15 protein-coding genes are annotated in these 18,263 nt (G+C 63.8%); 4 read left to right on the top strand and 11 right to left on the bottom strand.

From position 1 onward, the window contains the following. The first annotated feature begins 14 nt into the window (after positions 1 to 14). Both SJI00_RS10755 and SJI00_RS10750 read left to right on the top strand, forming a co-directional pair. Entirely contained in the window at positions 15 to 1,436 is a 1,422-nt protein-coding gene (locus SJI00_RS10755; protein WP_322461696.1) for a M16 family metallopeptidase, read from the top strand. Between the two features lie 74 nt (positions 1,437 to 1,510). Next, positions 1,511 to 2,539, top strand: coding sequence for a DUF5924 family protein (locus tag SJI00_RS10750; protein WP_322461695.1), 1,029 nt, complete (start codon positions 1,511 to 1,513; stop codon positions 2,537 to 2,539). Positions 2,540 to 2,574: 35 nt separating this feature from the next. Here SJI00_RS10750 and SJI00_RS10745 read toward each other — a convergent pair whose 3' ends face one another. The 6 genes from SJI00_RS10745 to SJI00_RS10720 form a co-directional block, all read right to left on the bottom strand. Further along, the gene (locus tag SJI00_RS10745) at positions 2,575 to 3,804 is read right to left on the bottom strand and encodes a nucleoside recognition domain-containing protein (protein ID WP_322461694.1); all 1,230 of its coding nucleotides are present in this window, start codon (positions 3,802 to 3,804) and stop codon (positions 2,575 to 2,577) included. Between the two features lie 195 nt (positions 3,805 to 3,999). Beyond that, positions 4,000 to 5,334, bottom strand: a complete 1,335-nt coding sequence (gene gltP / locus SJI00_RS10740; RefSeq protein WP_322461720.1) for a glutamate/aspartate:proton symporter GltP — start codon at positions 5,332 to 5,334, stop codon at positions 4,000 to 4,002. A gap of 736 nt (positions 5,335 to 6,070) precedes the next feature. Further along, complete coding sequence (locus tag SJI00_RS10735; RefSeq protein ID WP_322461693.1) at positions 6,071 to 6,508, bottom strand: inhibitor of vertebrate lysozyme family protein; 438 nt, start codon at positions 6,506 to 6,508, stop codon at positions 6,071 to 6,073. After that, positions 6,505 to 6,672 carry a DUF1328 domain-containing protein gene (locus tag SJI00_RS10730; protein WP_312934740.1) on the bottom strand — a complete coding sequence of 56 codons (168 nt, stop codon included), beginning with the start codon at positions 6,670 to 6,672 and terminating at the stop codon, positions 6,505 to 6,507. The genes SJI00_RS10735 and SJI00_RS10730 overlap by 4 nt, the downstream gene beginning before the upstream one ends. Before the next feature lie 39 nt (positions 6,673 to 6,711). After that, the gene (locus SJI00_RS10725; RefSeq protein ID WP_322461692.1) at positions 6,712 to 7,008 is read right to left on the bottom strand and encodes a hypothetical protein; all 297 of its coding nucleotides are present in this window, start codon (positions 7,006 to 7,008) and stop codon (positions 6,712 to 6,714) included. A 176-nt stretch (positions 7,009 to 7,184) separates the two neighbouring features. Further along, positions 7,185 to 8,003 (bottom strand): BON domain-containing protein, encoded by an 819-nt coding sequence (locus SJI00_RS10720; protein ID WP_416221021.1) that lies wholly within the window; start codon positions 8,001 to 8,003, stop codon positions 7,185 to 7,187. A 221-nt stretch (positions 8,004 to 8,224) separates the two neighbouring features. On the opposite strand from SJI00_RS10720, the gene algB reads away from it, so the two are divergent. Next, complete coding sequence (gene algB, locus SJI00_RS10715; protein ID WP_322461691.1) at positions 8,225 to 9,571, top strand: sigma-54-dependent response regulator transcription factor AlgB; 1,347 nt, start codon at positions 8,225 to 8,227, stop codon at positions 9,569 to 9,571. Then, positions 9,568 to 11,346 carry an ATP-binding protein gene (locus SJI00_RS10710; protein WP_322461690.1) on the top strand — a complete coding sequence of 593 codons (1,779 nt, stop codon included), beginning with the start codon at positions 9,568 to 9,570 and terminating at the stop codon, positions 11,344 to 11,346. Before algB ends, SJI00_RS10710 begins: the two co-directional genes overlap by 4 nt. A 21-nt stretch (positions 11,347 to 11,367) precedes the next feature. Here SJI00_RS10710 and SJI00_RS10705 read toward each other — a convergent pair whose 3' ends face one another. The 5 genes from SJI00_RS10705 to dsbA form a co-directional block, all read right to left on the bottom strand. After that, positions 11,368 to 12,987: an EAL domain-containing protein gene (locus SJI00_RS10705; protein WP_322461689.1), complete on the bottom strand. Its 1,620-nt coding sequence runs from the start codon at positions 12,985 to 12,987 to the stop codon at positions 11,368 to 11,370. Positions 12,988 to 13,342: 355 nt separating this feature from the next. Then, entirely contained in the window at positions 13,343 to 14,119 is a 777-nt protein-coding gene (locus SJI00_RS10700; protein ID WP_322461688.1) for an N-acetylmuramoyl-L-alanine amidase, read from the bottom strand. Positions 14,120 to 14,180: 61 nt separating this feature from the next. Continuing rightward, positions 14,181 to 16,550 carry a GGDEF domain-containing protein gene (locus SJI00_RS10695; RefSeq protein WP_322461687.1) on the bottom strand — a complete coding sequence of 790 codons (2,370 nt, stop codon included), beginning with the start codon at positions 16,548 to 16,550 and terminating at the stop codon, positions 14,181 to 14,183. Between the two features lie 69 nt (positions 16,551 to 16,619). After that, positions 16,620 to 17,474 carry an endonuclease/exonuclease/phosphatase family protein gene (locus SJI00_RS10690; RefSeq protein ID WP_322461686.1) on the bottom strand — a complete coding sequence of 285 codons (855 nt, stop codon included), beginning with the start codon at positions 17,472 to 17,474 and terminating at the stop codon, positions 16,620 to 16,622. A gap of 11 nt (positions 17,475 to 17,485) precedes the next feature. After that, positions 17,486 to 18,136, bottom strand: a complete 651-nt coding sequence (gene dsbA / locus SJI00_RS10685) for a thiol:disulfide interchange protein DsbA (RefSeq protein WP_322461685.1) — start codon at positions 18,134 to 18,136, stop codon at positions 17,486 to 17,488. Between the last annotated feature and the right edge of the window lie 127 nt (positions 18,137 to 18,263).

Below are 18,263 nucleotides of genomic sequence, written 5' to 3'. Positions count from 1 at the left end.
TGCCGGACCTGCCCATGCGTTACCTGATGTTCGTTTGCCTGCTGGTGTTCACCCTGCCGTCGCTGGCCCTCGACCGCTCCCGGGTCGAAGGCTACCTGCTGCCCAATGGCCTGCAGGTGGTGCTCAAGTCGGGCTATGAACGCGACCATGTGTCGATCCGCCTGGTGATCGGCGTGGGCCTGGACGACTTTGCCTGTGACCAGCGTGAGCTGCCGCACTTGCTCGAACACCTGCTGTTCAGCGGTATCGACGCATCGGGCGAGGGCGGCCTGGAAGAGCGCCTGCAAGCCTTGGGCGGTGAGTGGAACGCCTTTACCAGCAGCGCCGATACCACCTTCGTGATCGAGGCCCCGGCGCGCAACCAGCGCAAGGTGCTCGACCTGCTGCTGGCGCTGCTGCGCGACACCCGCATCGACGCCCAGGCACTGGCCACTGCACAGACCATCATCGAGCGCGAAGACGGCGGCCATTACGGCCACCTGCAGCGCTGGCTCGACCGCCAGGACATCGGCCATCGCCCCAGCGAACAGCTTGCCGAAGAGCTGGGCCTGAAATGCGCGGAACGTTCGGACGTGAGCGCAATGACCCTGGAACAGGTCAGTGCGGCGCGCGAGCACTGGTACGCCGCCAATAACATGACCTTGATCATCGTCGGCGGCCTGGACAAGCTGCTGCCCGCCTACCTGGAACGCACCTTCGCCGAGTTGCCAGCCACCGAGCCGGGTGAGCGCCGCGACCTGGAGACCATTACCCATCAAGCCGAGGCGCGGCGCACGCTGACCCGCGGCTGGCTGGGCGACACCGCCAAGCTGAACTGGCTGTTCATCGAGCCGGTGCTGGCGACTGACCATGACCAGACCCTCGAACTGCTGTCGCGCTACTTGGATTGGGCGGTGTATCAGCAGCTGCGCTTGCGCGATGGGTTGTCTTACGGACCATCGGTCAAGCGCGAAAGCTTTGGTGACAGCGGCATGCTCAACATCAACGCCGACCTGGAACGCAAAGACATCGATGCCGCCGTCACATCACTGCAAGCGCTGTTCGATCAATTGCGCAAGGATGGGCTCGACGCCAAGACCTTTGCCCGGATCAAGGAAGCATCCATTGCCCGCCAGAGCTGGGCCACCCAGGGCAACAGTGCGCTGGCCGACTATTACTGGGGCGCCCTCAACGACTACGACAACAGCCGCTACACCGACCCGATCGGCAAACTGCGCCAAGTCAGCCTGGCGGACGCCAATGCGGCGCTGGCCGAGCTGCTCAAGTCCCAGGGCTACGTGCGCATCGAACGCCCCTTGCTCGACGATGACGCGCTGTACGGGCTGGTGGGCGTGGGCCTGGTGTTGATTCTGGCCGCCGGGCTGCTGCTGGGTCTGCGTGCGCGCCGGCAACGCCACCCGGCACCTCGCCCCAGCGGCGCTACACGGCAGCGATGATTCAGCGCTATCCTTGCGCCAGCCTCGGCACGTACGCCGACGCAGCCCTCTCTCTACGGCCCTGTTGCTGACCCATGCCTCCAATCCCTGTGATCGTGCAGCGCCTCATCGCGCTGCTCAAACGCTACCCCGGCGTCATTGCCTTGGGCGGTTTCCTGTCGGGTATCGGCAGCTTCATTCTGGTCGACCGGCAGGCCGGTCTGGCCAGCTGGATTGCCATCGTGCTGCTGGTCAGCTGGGTCTGGCTGATGCTGGAAAACACCCTTACCCGGCTGTTCACCCGCACCTTCAAGCGCGAAATCCCGCAACCGCTGCTGCGCTATGCCACGCAGATGATCCACCAGGAAAGCCTGTTCTTCGTCTTGCCCTTCTTCTTCATCACCACCACCTGGAACAGTGGCCAACTGGTGTTCACCGGGTTGCTCGCCGCTGCCGGGCTGATTTCCATCGTCGATCCGCTGTACTACCGCTGGCTGGCACCGCGGCGCTGGCTATTCCTGGCGCTGCACACGCTGACCCTGTTCGCCGCCCTGCTCACCGCGCTGCCGATCATCCTGCACCTGACCACCGCCGAGAGCTTCAAGCTGGCCCTGGTCACGGCCATGGTGCTGTCGTTCCCCAGCCTGGTCAGCAGCTTCCCGCCGGCCAGTTGGCGGCGAGGTGTCGCGCTGGTGCTGCTGAGCCTGACCATCGGCGCTGGCGGTTGGTTGCTGCGCTCGTGGGTCCCGCCGGCCACGCTGTGGATGACCGAGGTGGCAGTCAGTACCGAGGTCAACAACCGTCAGCCCGGTGAATCGCTGGAGGAGGTGCCTGCCAGCCGCATTCGCAGCAACGGCCTGTATGCCTATACCTCGATCAACGCGCCACGCGGGCTCGACGAGCGGATCTACCACGTGTGGCAAAAAGACGGCCAGGAGGTCGACCGTATCGCCCTCGACATCCGTGGCGGGCGCAAGGAAGGCTATCGCGCCTGGACCCACAAGCAGAACTTCCCGCCCAACCCCGTTGGCCGTTGGCAGGTACGGGTGCTCACCGAAGATGGCCAAGTGATTGGCGTGCTGCGATTCAAGATCACCGCAGACGCCCCCGCAGCCTCACGCTGAGGCGCGCAGGGGCTGGGGGAGGGTCGGGCGCAGGGTCAGGCAAAGAACCAATAGCAGACGCAGATGGCGGCCACCACGCCGGAAAATTCCGCCAGCAGGGCGCAACCGACCGCGTGGCGCACGCGCTGGATACCCACCGCGCCGAAATACACGGCCAAGACGTAGAAGGTGGTTTCCGTGCTGCCCTGGATGGTCGCCGCCACCAGTGCCGGGAAACTGTCGACACCTTGGGCCTGCATGGTCTCGATCATCATTGCCCGCGCAGCGCTGCCGGAGAACGGTTTGACCAGCGCGGTGGGCAGGCCGTCGACGAAGCGGGTGTCCAGGCCCAGCCAGCTCACCGCGTGGCGAATGCCGTCCAGGGCCAGCTCCAGGGCGCCCGAGGCGCGCAGCACGCCGACCGCCACCAGCATCGCCACCAGGTACGGCAGCAGGCTCTTGGCCACATCGAAGCCTTCCTTGGCGCCTTCGATGAACACCTCATAGACCTGCACACGCCGCAGCGCGCCGATCACCAGGAACACGACGATGATGCCGAACAGGGTGAGGTTGCCAAGAATCGACGACAGGCTGGCCAGCGCGGCGGCAGACAGTGTGCCCAGGAAGGCCATGAAGCAGCCCAGCAGCAGGGCGCCGGGGATCAGGTAGGCGAGCACCACGGGGTCCCACAGGCGCAGGCGCTGCATCAGCGCAACCGACAGCAGGCCGACCAGGGTCGAGACGCTGGTTGCCAGCAGGATGGGCAGGAAGACCATGGTCGGGTCAGGCGCGCCTTGCTGGGCGCGGTACATGAAGATGGTCACCGGCAGTAGCGTCAACGACGACGCGTTGAGCACCAGAAAGAGGATTTGCGCGTTGCTTGCCGTGGTGCTGCTGGGGTTGAGCTCCTGCAACGCGCGCATGGCCTTGAGGCCGATGGGGGTGGCGGCGTTGTCCAGGCCCAAGCCGTTGGCAGCGAAGTTCATGGTGATCAGGCCCAGCGCCGGGTGGCCCTTGGGCACCTCGGGCATCAGCCGGGCGAACAGTGGCCCCAGCACCTTGGCCAACCATTCGACGATGCCGGCCTGCTCGGCGATCTTGAGAAAGCCCAGCCAGAGGGTCAGGGTGCCGAACAGCAGGATCACCACCTCGACCGACAACTTGGCCATGGCGAAGATACTTTCGACCATGGCGGCAAAGATCCCGGCGTTGCCGCCGATCAGCCATTGCCCCAAGGCGGAAACCGCGCCCACCAGGAAAAAGCCGAGCCACAGGCCGTTGAGCATTTGCGAGTCCCCCTGAAAAATGTCCGCATCATAGCGCATGCGCCTTGCCACCCAGGAACTGCGCGGCACATGCGCGTTGCACAGACAGCAAAAAGCCCCGCTAGGTCGCCGGGCGGTTCATGCAGATGAACCCAATGGCGCGCTAGCGGGGCTTCGGGCTGCTCGCGGGTCAGCCCCGCGAGTGCCAGGTATTGCTTACTGTTTGACCGCTTGGGCAGAGGGGGTGGCCGCTTTCTTGCCGGTCATGTGTGGCAGGGTGTTGTAGTACGCCTCGCCTTTGACCGAGTCGTACATGCCTTCCCAGCGGGCGATGACCAAGGCTGCCAGGGCGTTGCCGATCACGTTCAGCGCGGTACGTGCCATGTCCATGATGCGGTCGACACCGGCGATGAAGGCCAGGCCCTCCAGCGGAATACCGACGCTGCCCAGCGTTGCCAGCAGCACCACGAACGACACACCCGGTACACCGGCGATGCCCTTGGAGGTCACCATCAGGGTCAGGACCAGCAGCAATTGCTGGCTGATCGACAGGTCGATGCCATACAGCTGGGCGATGAACAGGGCCGCAATGCTCTGGTACAGGGTCGAACCGTCGAGGTTGAACGAGTAGCCGGTCGGCACCACGAAGCTGCAGATCGATCTCGGCGCGCCGTAGGCTTCCATCTTCTCGATCACCCGTGGCAGCACGGTTTCAGAGCTGGAAGTGGAGTAGGCCAGGATCAGCTCGTCTTTCATGATGCGCATGATCTTGATGACCGAGAAGCCGAACAGCCGCGCCACCAGGCCCAGCACCATGAAGGCGAAGAAGGCGATGGCGAAGTACACCAGCACGACCAGCTTGGCCAGCGGCAGCAGCGAGGCGAAGCCGAAGTTGGCGACCGTGACGGCGATCAGGGCGAACACACCGATCGGGGCGTAGTTCATGATCATGTGGGTGACCTTGAACATGGTCTCCGACACGCCCTGGAAGGTGCGCACCAGCGGGTCACGCAGGTCGCTCGGCAGGCTCGACAGGCCCATGCCGAACATCACCGAGAAGAAGATGATCGGCAGCATCTCGCCACGCATCAGGGAGGCGAAGATGTTCGACGGGATCAGGTTGAGCAGGGTCTGGATGAACGCATGCTCATGCTGTACTTCGGCGGCAGTGGCCTGGTACTTGGAGATGTCCACAGTGCCCAGAGTGCTCATGTCGATACCAGCGCCTGGGTGGAAGACGTTGGCAAACACCAGACCGACGACGATGGCCAGGGTGGTCACGACCTCGAAGTACAGGATGGTCTTCAAGCCGATGCTGCCCAGCTTCTTGGCATCACCGACACCGGCGATACCGACGATCAGCGACGAGACTACGATAGGCACGACGATCATCTTGATCAGACGAATGAAGATGTCACCGGCAGGTTGGAGGACGTTGCTGATCCACCATGCCTTTTCTGCACTGAAATGATTCAGCAGCGCGCCGATTGCAACACCCAGTACCAGACCGATGACGATCTGCCAGGCGAGGCTCAGTTTTGCCTTCTTCATGTCGTTACCCTTTATTTTAGTGGACATGGTGTGCCGGCCGGAAATACCCGTACCAGAGCCATCTGGCTGGGTTACGAGTGGTGCTGTTGCTTCCGTTAGGCAGACTCCATGAAAGGTCACCGCAGGCTGTCCAAGCTGGGCTCGGGCCCGCGAAAAGGCCGCAACTATTGCGATGCGAAGAAGGCCAGTCTAATGCCGGAAACGACTACCCCATGCCGAAACTGCATACCGTAAACGGCTTAAAACCGGCATTTTTCAGGGCACTGCTGACGCCTGTTCGGTTAACCGAACAGCGGTTGGCGGTCACGAAGCGACCGATTGGGCAGGTGGCGGGAACAGTACAAGCTGTGTTCGACAATCCGAATGGTCGTCGAGAGATCGGAAAAGGAATGCAAACGAAGCGAAAAAAACGATGTGTGGTGAAGGAAAAATGTGTCCTCTCAGACATTTCCACCGCTACACCCCGATTAAAGGGGTATCGGGGCCTCGGAGGTCAGGTCTCGCCAGCGCATAGACCTGAACCCTCCGAGGCTACCTTTCTGACCCGGCCCTTGACGGAGGCACTCCCTGTGCCCCTAGGCCGCGCCGACTGTGTATCCGTCAGAACAGCCCAGCCCCTTGGTCATGTGCCACGCCTCATCGGTGCGGCGCATCATGGAAGCCGGAACACTAAGGAAGTTCCGCGTCCAAATGATTACAGTGCGCAGCCGCGGGTCAGGAACCCGGCGGCATACGTTCAGAGCTGCTCTTTGAGCAGCGCCTTCATGCCCTCGTCCGGGTCGCCGATCCAGCGAAAACGCGGATCGTGCGTGGGGGACGATTCGGCAGGCGCCTCGACGAGCAACCCGTAGGCATCGTCCTTGTCCCAGCTGAAGGCTGCGACCAAGCGCTTTTGCGAACACGTCTGCTCGCTCTCGCAGAGCGAACCGACCAGGTATTTGTCACCGTCTTCGGTGGTGGCAGACATCTGCTGTTGCGAGGTACCCGACAGGCTGATGACCCAATCCGGTAAACGTTCCTGCCCCTTGATGGCACCTTGCCAAGCATCGCGGTACTCGGCATCCGATCCCAGTATCCGGTTCAGGTACACCTGGCCATCATTGGCCGCCAACGCCGCTGTGCTGCTGCCCAGTAGCAGGGCAGCGGCCAGCGCATGTCGAAGCAGGTTGTTCATGGACGACCACGGCCTCGACCGAAGAAGAAGGATGCAACGAACAGCACCAGGAAGAGGATAAACAGAATCTTCGCGATGCCCGTGGCAGCGCCAGCGACGGCTACGAAACCAAAGTAGCCAGCGACGATGGCGATGATCAGGAAGGTAAGTGCCCAACTCAGCATGGTGATTCTCCTTTCTCTATGGGATCAGTGAGTCGGGCCTTAGAAGACCCAGCGCTCCTGAGGAACTACGGTATCGATGGTTGCAGGGGAAGCTTTGGCACGCGGCGCTTGCTGCGGCTTCTCAGCGGCTTGGACGAGCGATTGGCTCCGGTCCGCTTTCATGGTGGCAAGCAGTGCAGTCTGCGCAGCGACCTGGTCGGCCAGGCGCGCGGTTTGCACGCTGTGATAGAACTGGCCGGCGACCACGGTGAGTACCAGAGCGACACCGAGCAGCAAAAGCTTGCGCAGTGGCAAGGTGTTGGGGGTCTGCTGAGTGTGTGGGGTCTGGCGAGTCATGCCGGCTGCTCCTGCTGAATTTTTCTTTTCGAACTTATCCAGATGATTGCAGCCTGCATGCCAGCCTTTGAAAAGAATAAATATCCAATTAAATCAATGACTTAACCACATTGCAGAAGGGGTGTGAGGACGTATCCTGCACGATGCCCCCTCTGCGGTCGTGCAATTTGCAAGAACTAGCCCTCGACCTTGGTCGCCACTTTCAGCATGTCAGCGTCTACGCCCCGCACGCCGACGATTTGCCGCGCGATTTCGACGGCCACTTTCTTCAGCTCCTGGCTGACGACATCCCCTGACAGCCGCACCATGCCTTCTTCACTGACCACGCGGATGGTCGCGCCATCCAGGTTGCGGCTGAAGCGGTAGCTGTTCTGAATCTTGTCGATCACCCAGGCATCACTGGGTTGCGGCCCGGACGGCGCATCCACTGGCTGGTTGCGCGCTTGGGCCATGGCGGCGCTATCGAGGCTCACCAGGTTATTGGCCAGGTGCACGCCGTCGGTGGTACGCGCAATGACCCCCGCCAGCTCTTTGGCTTCAGCTGTGTCGACCCGGCCGCGCAGCGTGACGACACCTTCGCGGCTTTGCACCTCGATCGGTGATTTTTCCGTGACCCGGCTCCACACCAGACGTGCGCGGACCATGGCAGCCAGCGTCGCATCGTCCAGGCGCTGGGCGTAGGCGCGGGCCTCCAGCGGATGCTCGACCAGCTCGGCGTTGACCTTCAGCTGGTTATCGACCTTGCCAATACCTTTGGTGGCCATTGCCACGCGTTCGGCCAAGCTGCGCTCCACCTCGTTCTCCACCTCACCGCTCAGCCGTGCCTGCTCGCCTTGCACCTCAACCCGGATGCTGAACGGGTTGAGTACCCGGTTGAGCGAGAGTGCAGTCTGCACGCTGCCCTCGATCCGCGCGTCTTGAACGGGGTCGGCACACGCGCAGGCGCTGGCCATGACGCTGAGGGCAAATACGGCGAGGGAAGGGGCGCGCTTCATGGAAATCTCCTGTCATGGGTAAAGCGTTTAAACAATCTGTGGATCTCGCAACGGCCATGCCAGCGCGAAATTCACTGGAAAAATTCAATGTTTCAACGAGTTAGCTAACCTGAAGGCAACCGGCTAGCATTGCAAACTTCGGATGTATCAGGAAAAGACCATGCAACTTGCCCGATATTTCCGACACTAAGTCTGACTATTCCCAAAGGAGCGTAGGAAATATGGAATCCGCCCCGGACAACCAAGGCCGCATTCTGCTGGTGGACGACGAGTCCGCGATCCTGCGTACCTTCCGTTATTGCCTGGAAGACGAGGGCTACAGCGTTGCGACCGCCAACAGCGCGTCCCAGGCTGAGACCCTGCTGCAACGCCAGGTCTTCGACCTGTGCTTCCTCGACCTGCGCCTGGGTGAAGACAACGGCCTGGATGTGTTGGCACAGATGCGCATTCAAGCGCCTTGGATGCGTGTGGTGATCGTCACGGCCCACTCGGCCATCGACACTGCCGTCGATGCCATCCAGGCAGGCGCCGCCGATTACCTGGTAAAACCGTGCAGCCCCGATCAACTGCGTCTGGCCACCGCCAAACAGCTGGAAGTACGCCAGCTTTCGGCGCGGCTGGAAGCGCTCGAAGGCGAGGTGCGCAAGCCCAAAGACGGGCTCGACTCGCACAGCCCGGCCATGATGGTGGTGCTGGAAACGGCGCGGCAGGTGGCCATCACCGATGCCAACATCCTGATCCTGGGCGAGTCGGGCACCGGTAAAGGTGAGCTGGCGCGGGCCATTCATGGTTGGAGCAAGCGCGCGCGCAAGTCTTGCGTGACCATCAACTGCCCGTCGCTGACCGCCGAGCTGATGGAAAGCGAGCTGTTCGGCCACAGCCGCGGCGCGTTCACTGGCGCCAGCGAAAGCACCTTGGGCCGGGTCAATCAGGCCGATGGCGGCACGCTGTTCCTTGACGAGATCGGCGATTTCCCGCTGACCCTGCAACCCAAGCTGCTGCGCTTCATTCAAGACAAGGAATACGAGCGGGTCGGTGACCCGGTCACGCGCCGCGCCGACGTGCGCATCCTGGCGGCGACCAACCTCAACCTTGAAGAAATGGTGCGTGAAGGCCGTTTCCGTGAAGACTTGCTGTACCGCCTGAACGTCATCACCTTGCACTTGCCGCCCCTGCGCGAGCGCAGCGAAGACATCCTGACCCTGGCCGAGCGTTTCCTGGCGCGTTTCGTCAAGGACTACTCGCGCCCGGCACGTGGCTTCTCCGATGAAGCCCGTGCGGCGCTGCTCAACTACCGCTGGCCCGGCAACATTCGCGAGCTGCGCAACGTGATCGAGCGCGCAAGCATCATCTGCCCGCAGGAGCGTGTCGAGATCAGCCACCTGGGCATGGGCGAGCAACCGACCGGTAACGCGCCGCGTGTTGGCGCGGCGTTGAGCCTCGATGAGCTGGAGCGGGCGCACATCGGGGCGGTACTGGCCACCAGCGACACCCTGGATCAGGCCGCCAAGACCCTGGGCATCGATGCCTCGACGCTGTACCGCAAGCGCAAGCAGTACAACCTGTGAAGTGGTCCATGAAGCTGCGTACGCGGCTGTTCCTGAGTATTTCGGCGCTGATCACCGTGGCCTTGCTGGGCCTGCTGCTGGGCCTGGTGAGCGTGATGCAGATGGCCTCGATGCAGCAGGGTCTGCTCAAGGACACCAGCCATGTGCTGGAGCTCGGCGTGAAGCTGCGTCAGAACCTGGGTGAGCAACTGACGCAGATTCTTGATGAGAGCCCCAATCGTGAAAGCCTCACTGACCTGCAAGTTCAGTTCCAGGCGCTGCTCGATCAGGGCTTGCAGGGAGGCGGCGAAGTCACCGGTTTGGACCAGGTCAGCAGTAGCTACCTGAGCTTCTTGCAGGCCTATCGGGAAAGCGCCTCGCCAGCTCGTCAGATGGGCCTGGAGCAGCCGCTGGGCATCGCGTTCGATCAGGTGCGGCGCAGTCTGATTACTTCGAGCACTCGCGCTCTGGAGCAGATCAACCGCAATGAGGAACGCAACCACGACCAAGCGTTTCTGGTCAGCGGCATTCTGGGGCTGATCGGGCTGGTCGTGCTGATACTGGGCTTCATTACCGCACACAGCATTGCCCGCCGGTTCGGCTTGCCGATAGAAGCGTTGGCACGCGCGGCGGATCAGGTTGGACGCGGCGACTTCAACGTGACCCTGCCCGTGGCCCAGGCCAGCGAGCTGAACCAGCTGACCCGCCGTTTCGGCCTGATGGCCGATGCCCTGCGCAAGCATCAGGCCACCAATATCGATGAGGTGATGGCCGGGCAGCAGCGCCTGCAGGCGGTGCTCGACAGCATCGACGACGGCTTGCTGATCATCGACCCACAAGGCTGCCTGGCACACCTCAACCCGGTCGCCCAACGCCAGCTGGGCTGGGACAGCAGCCGTGTCGGCATGCCACTTGAACAGGCGCTGCAACGGCCCGAGCTGGAACAGCAACTGCGCCAAGTGCTGCGCGGCGGCAACCTGGACCGGCCGCCCGACGACCTCAGCTTCGAGATCGACGAAGACACCCGCCTGCTCAGCTACAGCCTGACCCCGGTCAGCCACCCGCAGGGGCCGATTCTCGGTGCGGTGATGGTGCTGCGCGATGTCACTGAACAGCGGGCCTTCGAACGAGTGCGCAGTGAGTTCGTGTTGCGCGCGTCCCACGAGCTGCGCACCCCGATCACCGGCATGCACATGGCCTTCGGTCTGTTCCGCGAGCGCATCAAATTCCCGGCTGACACGCGCGAGTACGATCTGCTGGACACCATCGGCGAAGAGATGCAGCGCCTGACCCAGTTGATCAATGACCTGCTGAATTTCTCGCGCTACCAGAGCGGCCTGCAGAAACTCGACGTGGCGCCATGCGATATCGAGGCGTTGCTGGCGCGGGCCAACCAGCGCTTCGAGGCCTCGGCGCGCGAGAAACAGATCGAGCTGGTGGTCGAGATGGAGTTGCCGCTGCCGCGCATCCAGGCGGATGTCAGCCAGCTGGACCGGGTGCTGGACAACCTGCTGCACAACGCCATTCGGCACACCCCCAGCGGTGGGCGCATTCGCCTGCATGCACGGCGGCATGCCGAGCGGGTGATCGTCAGCGTGGAAGACAGCGGCGAGGGCATTGCCTACGGTCAGCAAGGACGGATCTTCGAACCGTTCGTACAGGTGGGTCGCAAGAAAGGCGGGGCTGGTCTGGGCCTGGCGCTGTGCAAGGAAATCGTGCAACTGCATGGCGGCCGTATGGGCGTGTTCTCCCGGCCTGGGCAGGGCACGCAGTTCTACATGGCCTTGCCAGTCTGAGTCGATGCCTGCGACGGGCCTTCAGGGTTCGTCGTCCAGGCGCTGCTGGCCCATCCGCCGCCCGCGAGCAATCAGGCCGATGAACTGGCGGGCGCTGAGCGGATGGGCGAACAGCCAGCCTTGCCCGTAGTTCACCCCTTCGCTGGTCAATAGCACCGCCTGGTCTTCACACTCGATGCCTTCGGCAATCACCCGCAAATGCAGCGAATGAGCCATGCGGATGATGTGTGGGGCCACGCCGCTGCTGGCGGCGTCATGGCCGAGCGCGTCGATGAAGGCCTTGTCGATCTTCAGGCAGTCCACAGGCAGGGTCTGCAGATAGGACAGGCTGCAATAGCCGGTGCCGAAATCATCGATCAGCACCTGATGCCCAGAAGCGCGCAGGGCCTGCAGGTTCTCCCGCGCCACCACCACATCGATCAAGCCGCGCTCGGTGACTTCAAAGGCGATCTGCGTGGCCGAGACCCGGTGCCGGGCCAGCAGGCGCGCCGCCACGCGGCCAATGCGTGGGGCCATGACGTCGCAGGCCGCCAGGTTGACCGAAATGTACAGCTGGCGATTACCGCGCAGCAGCGGCCCCAGCTGTTCAAGGACGCGTTGCAGCACGAAATCGGTGATCTGGCGAATCTGCCCGGTGTTTTCCGCCAGAGGGATGAACAACTCGGGGCTGGTCAGGCTGCCATCGTGACGGCGCCAGCGCACCAAGGCCTCGGCGCCCACGCAGCGCCGGCTGGCCAGTTCGAAAATCGGCTGATACAGCACCTGCAGCTCACCGCGGCGCAGGGCGCTCTGCAGCTCGGCGCTCATGGAGCGGCGCTGCTGGATCAGCTGCAGTACCAGCCAACCGATGAAGCAGGCCAGCGCTACGCTGCCTGGGAACAGCAGCCACAGCGGCCCATCGAGCGTGAGCGGCAGGCGGGTGCGCGGCGCGATCAGTACCCACTGGTAATCAGACGAGCGAGTGGCCATGCGGTATATCAGGCGGTCATCCAGTTCCACCAGCGGTTTGTGCGAGGCCGGAGGCCACGGCTGAGCGGGCGGCCAGGGCTGCGGTGGGCCGAGCACGGGAATCGCCCGCTTGCCGTGGTCGAGCACCACCAGCAGGCTGCCGCCGGCGGGCAGATCGACTACATCGGTCAGGTGACCCCGTGAAGTCGAGACCAGAAAACGGCCGCGGCCAAGCATCAGGGCCGCGAGGTTGTCGTTGGGTTCGGTGCTGGTATTGAGCCAGTAGCTGTAGGTGGGGCCCTGAATGTCTGCCACCCGCTGCGGCTCGACGACGCGCTCGCCGCCACGGTTGGAGCACGCCACCTGAGCGTCGACATACGCGGCCTCATAGATGAAACGCGACCCTAGCCCGACCTCTTGCAGAAGAGCCTTCATGGCCCCATCACACCTGCGCAGCGGTTGCGCCTGCAGGGTATCGACGCCCTGCCGCAACTCGCCGAACACCTGTTCGAGGCGTTCGAGAAAGCGCTCGCCCTGAGCATTCATGTGGGCACTTTCACTCTGCCGGGTCTGCTGCAGGTTGAGGCCGACGCTGGCCGCCAGCAATAGCGCAGCACTGGCCAGGGCTGCGAGCGCAGCCAATAGCCAGGGACGAAGGATCATCTGGCGCAACGAAACAGGGGGGACGGGCATGTGCGGCATCCGGTTGAGTCACCAAGGTATAGCAACTGGGAACCGTTTCAGCCTGGCCGTTGGGCGGCCTTCATGAACCTTTTGCAGGGGGCCTAGCACAGTCGGCTTGGACTGCGATGGGCGAAGCAAGGGGCCGTGCCAGTGGTAACGCGCGTTCTGTTGTGGGCCACGACGGTTTCAAGACTGCGCCGCCCAGCGCGGCTGACCAGAGCGCCGGACCGGCCGTTCCTGCAGGGCCGTGTGAATCTCAGGCAACACGCAGTTAGCGGGCGGCGCTTGTGGTAGGGCGGCGCTGCCGCCCATCGCGGCACTAGCCGCTCACAGGACCGTGTCGCAGCCGGGCCAATCAAACCACTCAACGCATCCGGTTGAGCACCTGCAGCATCGCCGCCGTCTGGGCGTCCGGCTGGCCGTCGAAGCGCTGGGGGCGGAAGCGCATCTGGAAGGCTGCGATCACATGACGGGTGGCTTCGTCCAGCTCGCCGGTCTGCGAGACAGCGTAGCCGAAACGGGTCAGCTGCTGCTGATACCAGCTGATCGATGGCGGATTGGTGTTGAACCAAGCTTGCTGCTGGGCCACGGCACTGGCATCGGGCCAGAGGCCCAAGCCCGCGTCGGCCAGGCGCTTCCACGGGAACAGCGGGCCTGGGTCCTGCTTGCGCAGGGGGGCAATGTCGCTGTGGCCCACGATGTAGCGCGGCTGGATGGCGTTGCGCTTGACGATGTCCTTGAGCAGCGCGATCAGCGACTGGATCTGCGCTTCGCTATAGGGGTGCCAGACGCGGCCCTGCGGCGTGTCGGTAAAGCCTGGATTGACGATCTCGATGCCGATGGAGGTGGAGTTGAGCCAAGTGCGGCCATCCCACTGGCTGTCACCGGCATGCCAGGCGCGGCGGCTTTCGTCGACCAACTGGTAGACCGTGGCCGGACCATCGCCGATCAGGTAATGGCTGCTCACCTCGCCATGGGTCAGCAGGGCCAGCGAGCGTTCGAGCGAGGCGTTGGTGTAATGCAGGACGACGAACTGGATGCGTCCATCCTGGTTGGCCGAAACGTGGTCACGGTCGATGCGCAGGCCGCTGGAGCAACCAACCAGCAGCAGTGCTAGAACAGCGGTAAAGAGAGCTTTCATGGCGAGAGGGGGTCTGTCGAAATCAGTGGCGCCTAGCATAACGTACGGACCCCGCCGTCACTCAACCTTGTTCGATGCGATTGCGCCCTTGGCCCTTGGCGCGGTAGAGGGCCTTGTCGGCGCGGTCCAGCACCACCTCGCTGGCTTCTCCTGAGCGGAAAGCGCTGAGGCCGATCGAGGTGGTGATGGTGACGGGCTCGCCCTTGAAGTGGAAGGGGCATGCCTGCACCGCAGCGCGCAGGCTTTCCACATGCTGCGCCGCGGCAGCGGGTGCGGTCTGCGGCATCAGCAGAACGAACTCTTCACCACCAAAGCGGGCCATGAAATCGCGACCCCGCAGGCGCTTGCGCAGCACGTTGGCGACCAGCTTGAGCACTTTGTCGCCGGCCAGATGACCGTAGCCGTCATTGATGCGCTTGAAATGGTCGAGGTCGAAGATGGCCATCGACAAATGACCGCCCTGGGCCTGCCAGGCGTGCAGCTCCTGCGCCACACGCTCGGCCCAGGCGGCGCGATTGGGCAGGCCGGTAAGCGGATCGATCAACGCTTTCTGGCGCTGCTCTTCGAGGTGTTCGCGAAAGCCCAGGGCTTCCTGCTCCATGCCCGCCACACGCGCGGTCAGGCCTTGCAAGCGGTCTGCAAGCGCTTGCTCGCGACGATCGCGTGCCTGCTGGTGCTCATCGAGCGTACCGATCAGGCCCTCAAGGCGGCTGTCGAGCACCTGCTTGAGACTGTCCAGGTCGTGGGCGCCTTGCACGCTGTGCTGCAGGCCGGCGACGTGCTCGCGCAACTGGCTGTCGAGCTGACGCGCCGCGACCTGGTTATCGGCATGCCCGGCGCTGGCATCGCGCAGGTGGCTGTGAAATGCCTCCAGGCGTTCGTTGAGCGCTTGCAGGTAGGCCTCGAACGCGTGCTGGCCGCTGTCATTGATGGCCAGCATCAGCACGGCGAGGTCATCGAGGATGGGGATCAGTTCGTACCAGTTCAGCCCCCGTGCCACGCGCTCGCGCATGCCCAGGGCCTGATCCTTGTAACGCTCGGGCAGGGTAAGGTCGTCGAGCAGGCCGAGCAGGGTGTGTTCGATGTGCGCGGCGACCTGGCTGTACGGCGGCTCGACCGCGTGGGGCAGGGCGTAGGGGCCGTCTTCGCTGGCGTAGGTATCGGTCAGCGGAGGGAGCGGGGGCGGCTGCTCGGCACCGAGCTGCGCTGCGTGTGTGGGCTCTGATCCTGGCGCCGATTCGGCGTGCAGCTGGGGCGGTGCAGGATCGGCGAATGCGTTGTCGATGGGCTGCGTGACTGGGGTTTGAAGCGCTGTCGGGCTGGAGGATGGGCGCTGCACAGGGTCTGCGTGGGCACCGCGCTCATCGGCCGCTTCGTGGCCAGGGCTTGCATCCAGGGCCGGTGTTGCCAAGGCGGGCGACGTCGCGGGCGCCGGGTGGGATGCCGCCGGGGATGGCTCGGGCGGTTCAACGGTCGCTGGAGCATCAGGCGCTGCAGAGACTGCAAGGGGCGTCGGGGTATCGCCCTCAGCAGGGGGCACTGGCGCAGCCTGCGCCGGGAGTGCGCTCGGTGCGCTGGGCGCATCGACGGCTGCAGGCGCTTCAGGGGGCGTCCGAACGTCAGGCGCGGCAGGCCTTGCAAGGGCCGCTGTTGCATCGGGCGCCGCATTGGCGGTCGAATCAGCCGCAGGCGCTGGACCTTTAGACGCCGCAGGCGCTGGAGGCATCATCGACCCAGCCGACGCGGCGGGGGCCGCTGCCGGCGCAGGTGCGTCGCCTGGCGCCGGCGCGGATGCCTCGGCGCTGGGGGCTGCAGCGGGTTGAGCCGCAGCCTCGGCCACAACCGGCTCGCCCCCAGCCTGCCCTGTGAACGGCGCAGAATCGTCGGCTACCGCCGATGGCTCTGCCTCGCGCGTACCGAACAAGCGCTGGAACAGGCCGGGCCGCGCGTCGTGCGCGGGATTTTGCAACGCCGCCAGGGCACGCCCCTGCAGGCCGCTCAGCTCACCGAGCAACGGCGGCAACTCGCGGGACTGGCTGACGCCGCCGTCGAGCTTCTTGGCCAGCTTCTTCAAGGCACGACCCTGCTCGCTGGGCAACGGCAGGCTCTGCAACTGCTGCACCAGGGAGGTAAGCGCCTCACGCACCTGATTCATGCGCGTTTCCCGGCGATGCTCTGAATCGAGTACAGCCCTTTCCAGACGCGGGATAAGGGCCGCCAGGCCCGCATCCATGCTGTCCCCGCGAATCACCTCACGCATCTCCTTCATGCATTCATCGACCGCCTTGTCACTGCCCTCGGCGGCCAGCGAACTACGCACCAGGCCACGGCGCAGCAAGTCGAGACGCGCATCCCAGCGGCGCTCGAGTTTTTCCTGCTGCTCAAGGCTCTTGAGGTACTTTTCTTTCCAACGCTCGGCGTCGTCTGTCATGCCCAGGTTCCACTAGGGAGGGGTGATGGCGGGAGGCGGCCTGCAAGGGGGGAAGAGGTGATCAGGCCGCTAGCTCAGAACCGGCAGGTTAGCCACAGTCAGGGCGTCAGGCAAACGAATCTCGACGGCCACCGGGAGGTGGTCGGAGATCGGCTGTGCAAGCACCTGGACACGCTCCAGGGTGAGCGATGGGCTGAGCAGAATGTGATCAAGGCAGCGCTGCGGGCGCCAGCTGGGAAAGGTGGCCTCGATTTGCGGGGCGACCAGGCCCAGGTCGCGTAATGGCGAGTGTTCGAGCAGGTCCGAGGCGTGGGTATTCATGTCGCCCATCAGTACCTGATGCCGATAGCCGCCGATCAGCTCGCGGATATAGGCCAACTGGCGGGTGCGGGTCTTGGCGCCCAGGGCGAGGTGCATCATCACCACGATGAGGGCGTTTTCGCCTTCACCGAAACGCACCAGAATCGCCCCGCGCCCGGACGGGCCGGGCAGGGGATGGTCTTCCAGCTGTTGCGGCTTGAGCCGGCTGAGCACGCCGTTGCTGTGCTGGGCGAAACGGCCCAGGTTGCGGTTGAGCTGCTGGTACCAGTACGGAAAGGCGCCGAGCTGGGCCAGATGCTCGACCTGATTCACATAGCCGGAACGCAGGCTGCCGCCGTCTACTTCCTGCAGGGCCACCAGGTCGAAGTCGGCCAGTAGCTGGCCGATCTTCTGCAAGTTGCCCGCACGCCCCGTGTGCGGCAGCAAGTGCTGCCAGCTTCGGGTCAGGTAATGGTGGTAGCGTTCGGTGCTGATGCCCACCTGAATGTTGAAACTGAGCAAGCGCAGGCGGCCATCATCCGGCAGGCCAGGGGCCTGCAGATGATGCTCGTTGACCTGCGGCTGGTGCAGGCCAACGTTGCGCAGGGGGCTCAGGCGGCGCATGGCGTCGCCACCTACTGGGCGGCTTGGGTCTTGGCGGCGCGCTCTTTGGCGATCAGTTGATCGGCCACGTTCAGCACCTGTTCCGGGCCGCCGGCGGTGCCCAGGTCGAAGCGGTACTTGCCATCGACGACCATGCTCGGCACGCCGGTGATTTCATACTTCTTCGCCAGTTCCTTGGCCTGGTTGACCTGGCCCTTGATGGCGAACGAGTTGAAGGTGGCCAGGAACTTGTCTTTGTCGACGCCCTGGGTGGCCAGGAACTCGGCCATTTCATCGGGCTTGGTCAGGTGTTTGCGCTGATTCTGGATGGCATCGAACACGGCCGCATGGACCTTCTGCTCCACACCCATCGCTTCGAGGGTCAGGAACATCTGGCCGTGGGCATCCCAAGGGCCGCCGAACATGGCCGGCACGCGCTTGAAGTTGACGTCAGCCGGCAGTTTCTCGATCCAGGGATTGAGGGTCGGCTCGAAGTGGTAGCAGTGCGGGCAGCCGTACCAGAACAACTCGACGACTTCGATCTTGCCAGGTTGGGAAACGGCAACGGGGTTGCTCAGCTCGATGTACTGCTGACCCGCTTGGGCAGGCTCTGCAGCCTGGACGCTGGTCATACCGAATACGCTGGCGGCAACCAGCGTGGCGCTGAGAATCAGTTTACGCATGCTTCACTCCTGGGCAGTCAAGGGTCGCCTTGAGACCGACCGTGCTGTGACAGGTCGGAGGGGGGCGAGTTCTGTAGTGTAACGGCAGTGGAACCAAAAAAGGGCATGGGGGCCACCGCGGGTACGG

Source organism: Pseudomonas gebzensis (assembly GCF_034427815.1).
Taxonomy (GTDB): Bacteria; Pseudomonadota; Gammaproteobacteria; order Pseudomonadales; family Pseudomonadaceae; genus Aquipseudomonas.
This window is presented reverse-complemented; position numbering and strand designations above follow the sequence as displayed.

Excerpts from the sequence above, each read along its gene's own strand:
- SJI00_RS10690 (WP_322461686.1), bottom strand. The coding sequence starts at position 17,474 with ATGCGCCGCCTGAGCCCCCTGCGCAACGTTGGCCTGCACCAGCCGCAG.
- SJI00_RS10700 (WP_322461688.1), bottom strand. The coding sequence starts at position 14,119 with ATGAAAGCTCTCTTTACCGCTGTTCTAGCACTGCTGCTGGTTGGTTGC.
- SJI00_RS10735 (WP_322461693.1), bottom strand. The coding sequence starts at position 6,508 with ATGAACAACCTGCTTCGACATGCGCTGGCCGCTGCCCTGCTACTGGGC.
- SJI00_RS10725 (WP_322461692.1), bottom strand. The coding sequence starts at position 7,008 with ATGACTCGCCAGACCCCACACACTCAGCAGACCCCCAACACCTTGCCA.
- SJI00_RS10750 (WP_322461695.1), top strand. The coding sequence starts at position 1,511 with ATGCCTCCAATCCCTGTGATCGTGCAGCGCCTCATCGCGCTGCTCAAA.
- SJI00_RS10720 (WP_416221021.1), bottom strand. The coding sequence starts at position 8,003 with ATGAAGCGCGCCCCTTCCCTCGCCGTATTTGCCCTCAGCGTCATGGCC.
- SJI00_RS10730 (WP_312934740.1), bottom strand. The coding sequence starts at position 6,672 with ATGCTGAGTTGGGCACTTACCTTCCTGATCATCGCCATCGTCGCTGGC.
- algB (WP_322461691.1), top strand. The coding sequence starts at position 8,225 with ATGGAATCCGCCCCGGACAACCAAGGCCGCATTCTGCTGGTGGACGAC.
- SJI00_RS10755 (WP_322461696.1), top strand. The coding sequence starts at position 15 with ATGCGTTACCTGATGTTCGTTTGCCTGCTGGTGTTCACCCTGCCGTCG.
- SJI00_RS10705 (WP_322461689.1), bottom strand. The coding sequence starts at position 12,987 with ATGCCCGTCCCCCCTGTTTCGTTGCGCCAGATGATCCTTCGTCCCTGG.
- SJI00_RS10745 (WP_322461694.1), bottom strand. The coding sequence starts at position 3,804 with ATGCTCAACGGCCTGTGGCTCGGCTTTTTCCTGGTGGGCGCGGTTTCC.
- gltP (WP_322461720.1), bottom strand. The coding sequence starts at position 5,334 with ATGAAGAAGGCAAAACTGAGCCTCGCCTGGCAGATCGTCATCGGTCTG.
- dsbA (WP_322461685.1), bottom strand. The coding sequence starts at position 18,136 with ATGCGTAAACTGATTCTCAGCGCCACGCTGGTTGCCGCCAGCGTATTC.
- SJI00_RS10695 (WP_322461687.1), bottom strand. The coding sequence starts at position 16,550 with ATGACAGACGACGCCGAGCGTTGGAAAGAAAAGTACCTCAAGAGCCTT.